The organism is Nocardioides turkmenicus (assembly GCF_011045035.1).
GTDB lineage: Bacteria > Actinomycetota > Actinomycetes > Propionibacteriales > Nocardioidaceae > Nocardioides > Nocardioides turkmenicus.
Map to the genome: position 1 here is coordinate 1 of NZ_JAALAA010000043.1, position 5751 is coordinate 5751.

The window sequence follows — 5751 nt, forward strand, 5'->3', positions numbered from 1 at the left end:
GAACCGGGGCGGCGAGCTCGGGGAGCGTGACCCCGAACTCGAGGTCGCGGCCCCGCAGACGTACGTCCACGTTCCCGGTCGGCAGCTCGGCCGTGATCTCCGCGGCCGCCTGGCTCACCGCCTCCATCACCGCCAGCCGAGCGGCCGGGTCGAGCGCGTAGGTGAGCCGCTCCGCGGTCTCCCTCGCCTCCGGCCCCGATGCCTCGGCCGCGGCCAGCAGGTCCCGTCGCAGGCTGTCGATGTACGGCGTGATGTCCATGCGCACCACTGTGACACCATTGTGACGTCACCACAACCCTAAATATGACGTCACCTGATGTCAGGCGCCTGTCGAGGCGTCACCCCGGTCGGCCGAGGCGTCACGTACGTCGGCCGAGTGGGCACGCTGGTGCCATCTCGGCCGACGCGGGAGACGCCTCGGCCGAAATGACGATGACACCTTGTGGAGGGCTCACAAGGTGTCATCGTCTGGTGCAGCGGACTGCGGTGGATCAGAGGTCGAAGAGCGACCCCGTCTCGTGGATGTCGACGTCGGTACGCGGCGTGTGGGCCTCCCCGCTCGCGGCCGGTGCCGGCTTCGGCTCCGGGGTGGCGGCCTTGGGCTCGGGCTCCGGCTCGGCCGGTGTCTCCGCCTCGGCTGCCGTGTCCTCCTCGGCAGGCGTCTCCTCCTCGGCAGGCGTCTCCTCGGCCACAGGCGCCTCCTCGACCGCGGGCTCTGCCGCGGCCTCCGTGGCCGGAGCGGCCTCGGCAGGGGCAGGAGCGGGGGCGGGAGCCGCGGCGGCGACCGTGCCCTCAGGAGCCTCGATGTCGAAGAGCGAGCCGAGGCTGTCGAAGTCGACGTCGGTCTTCGGCTCCGAGGTCACCCCCGAACCTGCGATGGGCGCAGCAGGTGCGGCCGGAGCCGGAGCCTCGACCGGAGCGGCGGCCTCGGGAGCCTTCGCCGGAGCCGGCTCGGGCTCGGGCTCGCTGGCCGGGATGTCGAAGAGCGAGCCACCCGCGCCGAGATCGATGCTCGGCTCCTCCGCAGCCGGGGTAGGCGCCTCGGGCTCAGCGGCAGCAGGAGCAGCCTTCGCCTCGGGCGCCGGAGCGGCCTCCTCGGCAGGTGCGGCCGGGATGTCGAAGAGCGAACCGCCACCGCCGAGGTCGACAGCGGGCTCCTCGGACGCCGGTGCCGGAGCGGAGGGGGCAGCCTTCGCCTCGGGTGCGGCGGCAGGCTCCGTCTCCTGCGCAGGTACGTCGAAGAGCGACCCGCCAGCACCGAGATCGGCAGCCGGCTCCTCGGCCGGCTTCTCCTCGGCCGGCGCCTCCGCAGGCGTGTCGAAGAGCGACCCGCCGTCGTCGAACAGGGAACCACCGGCGGCCGGCTTCTCGGGCTCCGCGGCCGGAGCCGGGGTGTCGAAGAGCGACCCGCCACCCGACGTACCGCCCGAGGCCGGCTCGGCCGGGGCAGGGGTGTCGAACAGCGAGGACGCGTCGGCCGGGGCCTTCGGCGTCTCGGTCGTCTCGGTGGGGGAGTCGAAGAGCGACGAGCCGGCAGCAGCGGCACCGGCACCCGCAGCGGCACCCGCGGCCGGAGCGGCCTCCTCGACGGCCGGAGCGGCCTTGGCGGCGGCCCCGACCTTCGCACCCTCGCCCGGGGCCAGCTTGGTGGCCTGCTCGCCCTTCACGGACGCGAGCAGCATCTGCGCGACGTCGAGAACCTCGACCTCCTCGCGGGCCGAGCCGTTGGCCTGGGCCTTGGTGAGACCGTCGGAGAGCATGACGCGGCAGAACGGGCAGCCGACCGCGATCTGGTCGGCGCCGGTGGCGACGGCCTCGTCGGTGCGGTTCTCGTTGATCCGCGACCCGATCTTCTCCTCCATCCACATCCGGGCACCACCGGCGCCACAGCAGAAGGAGCGCTCGGAGTTGCGCGGCATCTCCTTGTACTCGGCCCCGGGCATGATCTGCAGCAGCTCGCGCGGCGGCTCGTAGACGCCGTTGTGGCGGCCGATGTAGCACGGGTCGTGGTAGGTGATGGAGCGCTTGTGGGCGCCGGCGCCGTCCGCGACCGGGGTCAGCTTGCCCTCGCGTACGAGACGGTTGAGCAGCTGGGTGTGGTGGACGACCTCGAGCTCGATGCCGAACTCCTTGTACTCGTTCTTCAGCGTGTTGAAGCAGTGAGCACAGGTGGTGACGGCCTTCTTGACCTTGAACTCCTTGAACGTCTCGACGTTCTGCTGGGCCAGGCCCTGGAAGACGAACTCGTTGCCGGCGCGGCGGGCGGAGTCACCGGTGCAGGTCTCGCCGTTGCCGAGTACGCCGAAGCTGACGCCGGCCATGTCGAGCAGCTCGGCCACGGCGCGGGTGGTCTTCTTGGCACGGTCTTCGTAGGCGCCGGCGCAGCCGACCCAGAACAGCCAGTCGACCTCCTCCAGCGACTCGATGTCCTTGCCGACCTCCTTGACCTCGAAGGGCAGGTCCTTGGCCCAGTCCATGCGCGCGTTGGCGTTCATGTTCCAGGGGTTGCCCTTGCCCTCGAGGCCCTTGAAGAGACCGTTGAGCTCGGAGGGGAAGTTGGACTCGACGAGCACCTGGTAGCGGCGCATGTCCATGATGTGGTCGACGTGCTCGATGTCGACGGGGCACTGGTGGACGCACGCACCGCACGAGGTGCAGGACCAGAGCACGTCCTCGTCGATGACGAAGCCGCCGTCCTCGGGGTTGTAGAACCAGTCCAGGACCTCGGTGTTGCCCTCGGCACCCTCCGGGGCGCCGTCGGCCTTGCCGATGAGCGGCTTCTCCTTGAGGTCGCCGTCGGCAGCAGCGGCGTACGCGTGCTCGCGAAGCCCCATCATCAGCAGCTTCGGCGAGAGCGGCTTCTCGGTGTTCCAGGCGGGGCACTGCGACTGGCAGCGACCACACTCGGTGCAGGTGGTGAAGTCGAGGATGCCCTTCCAGGAGAAGTCCTGGATCGAGCCGACACCGAGGATCGCGTCCTCGGGGATGCGGTCCTCCTCGACGTCCTCGAGGGTGACGGGCTTGCCGTCGATGAGCATCGGCTTGATCGCGCCGAGCGCGGTGCCGAGCGGGCGGGCGCCGTCGACGGAGGACGTACGCGAACCCGGCTCGCGCTTGAACCAGATGTTGAACCAGGCGGTGAAGCGGTGCCAGGCGACACCCATCGTCAGGTGGGTGGAGACGATGGTCAGCCAGATCAGCGCCGTGATGATCTTGAAGGCCGCGATCGCGTAGATGATGTTCTCGAGCGTGTGGATCGCGTCGGGGCCGGTGGGGTAGAGCGCCCCGAAGAACTGCGAGATCGGGAAGTGGAACGCGGTCGCGTGCTCGGCGACCTCCCCGCCGTGCGCCTTGGCCAGGTTGTACTCCGCACCGCGGATGAACAGGATCGCCGCGCTCTCGACCAGCACCATCGCCTCGACGAAGAACGCCTGCCACTGGGTGGAGCCGTAGAACCGGGTGCCGCGGCCCTTCTGCGCGGGCAGGTGCGTCAGCCGGTAGACGATCAGCGGGATGATGCCCAGCGAGCCGAGCAGACCGAGGAGCTCGGCGATCCACTCGTACGCGAACAGCTTGCCGATCACCGGCAGCGTCCACTCCGGGTCGAAGAGCTGGAAGTACGCAGCACCGACCGCCGTGGAGAGCACGATGAACGCCGCGAAGGCGAACCAGTGCAGGATCCCGACCCAGGTCCACTGCAGCATGCGCGTGTGGAGGACGGTCTCTTTCAGCATCGTCAGGGTGCGGGCCAGCGGCTGGTCGACGCGGCTGATCGGCGTACCGATCTTGATGACCGCGAGCATCGACCGGACCGCCTTGATCACCAGGTAGGCGGTGGCCACCGTTGCCGCGAGACACACGACGATGGCGATGATCTGCAACATGCCTAGGCGCTCCTCATCAGGGGGCAGGACGAACCGGTTTTCAACCGAGCCTAGTGCTTGTGCTCGGGTTCGGTTGGGTAAGGGTGGGTTGATACTACCCGTGGGTAACTTCAGAACGAAGAGACGGCCCGCGACCTGGTCAGGACGCGGGCCGTTTCTTAGGACAGCCTCAGTGGATCAAGGCCTCACTTGTTGGCGTTCACCTTGAACTTCGCGTGACCGATGTTGACGACAGACTTGGTGCCGTCGCTCCCGTCGAGGAGCGTCAGCCGCAGGGCGACGACCTCGATCAGGTTCTTGCTGCGGTCGGTGACCACCTTGGTCTCGATCTTGACCAGGCCCGGGATGTTGACGCGGGAGAGCGCCGACTCGAGCTGAGCGAGGGAGACCTTCTGGTTGTTGACGTAGATGTCGCCGAACTTGGTGCCCGAGATGGACGACGTCGAGCCCTTGCCCTTGACGTACTTCACGTTCGCCTGGGCGCGGATGGCCTCGATGCGGATCGCGCCGTCGCCGATGTTGACGTTGGCGACCTCACCGAAGGTGTAGCCCTCGGCGCCGGTCTTGGTCTGGTTCGAGCGCTGACCGCTGGTCAGGCCCTTGACGTCCACGATGTTGCCGGCCTCGCCCAGGTGCACGTCGCCGAGGGACTTGGTCTTCAGCTTGCCCTTGGTGCCGGCGCAGGAGGCGTTGGTCAGCGGGTTCTTGCCGACCTGGACGGCGCCGCCGAGAGCGGTGGCGTCGACGGAGTTGGAGAAGCCGTTGAAGACCGCCGAGTAGGCCTGGCCGTTGATCTCCGCGCGGGAGCGGCCGATGGTGACCTCGGTGTCGCTGCCGTGGAGCTTGATCCAGATGCCGTTGGCGTAGGCGTAGGAGCCTGAGCCGTCAGCCTTGACCTTCTCGACGGTGTTCCCGATGCCGATGGTGGCGATGCCGGGGATGACCAGCGGCTTGTCGCGACCGGGGACCGGGAGGTCGACCTTCTGGCCGGGGCCGGCCGGGTCGAGGATCACGTGGGCGATCTTGGCCTTCGAGTCGGCCTTGTAGGCCTTGCCGTCCCACCATGCCTGGGAGACCGAGCTGAGACCCTCGACGGTGACCTTGCCCAGCGGGCTCTTGTCGAGCACGACGTCGGCGATCTTGTGCTCCGAGATGGACTTGACCGTCGCGCCGGACTTGATCGTGCGCTGCTTGGTCGTGGTGGCGCCGATCGTGCCGAGGCCGGGCACCTTGGCTCCGGCGGTGTTGTTGTTGACGTCGTAGCCAGCCTTACGGGTGCACCCGATGGTCTGGTATCCGAGGTCTCCCGAGTTGGCCGGGATGCTTCCACCGGTGACGCGGGTGCCGAAGCCGCTCGCGAACATCCCGAAAGAGGTGTTCGTCAGCGCGGCCTGTGAAGGCGCCGGCACAACCAGAACTGCGCCTACGACGGCGGCAGCGGCTGCGGACAGCGCAAGCGTACGGATGCTTCGCATTGTTGGTTGGACTCCGATTCTGCGGTGGGGATCCCCCAAGATCCCCGCAACGGGGCCGTGCCACCTGCCAGATCCGGGGGAACCTGGCGCACTCCCGAGTTAAGGGGTGGCACATCGGGCAAACGAGAGAAAACCACGGAAGTTATCGGGACGGAGGTCCTATTTCTAGATGGCCCTTCCTTGCCATGGGTAACCCGCCCCGGGCATACGCAAACGGGCCGTGACCTCGGAGGAGGTCACGGCCCGTTCGAGGACCCTCGATTACGAGGTCAAGTCGAGCTCGATTCCGGTGAGACCGTCGATCACGCCGGTCACGGTGTCGAGCACTGGGGCCACGACGTTCTCGCCGATCGAGGGGGGAGTTGGCGCCGGGGTCGGCTCGGGCTCGGGGG

General features: G+C 68.3%; 2 protein-coding genes and 1 pseudogene. All 3 read right to left on the reverse strand.

Going from position 1 to position 5751, the window contains the following annotated elements:
* A pseudogene (locus G5C66_RS25475) lies at positions 1-259 on the reverse strand (toxin-antitoxin system HicB family antitoxin); the annotation flags it as partial.
* 232 nt (positions 260-491) lie between these two features.
* Positions 492-3884, reverse strand: coding sequence for a (Fe-S)-binding protein (locus G5C66_RS25480; RefSeq protein ID WP_165114639.1), 3393 nt, complete (start codon positions 3882-3884; stop codon positions 492-494).
* A 185-nt stretch (positions 3885-4069) separates the two neighbouring features.
* On the reverse strand, positions 4070-5293 hold the full coding sequence (locus G5C66_RS25485) for a choice-of-anchor P family protein (protein ID WP_165114642.1): 1224 nt from the start codon (positions 5291-5293) through the stop codon (positions 4070-4072).
* Positions 5294-5751 lie beyond the last annotated feature (458 nt).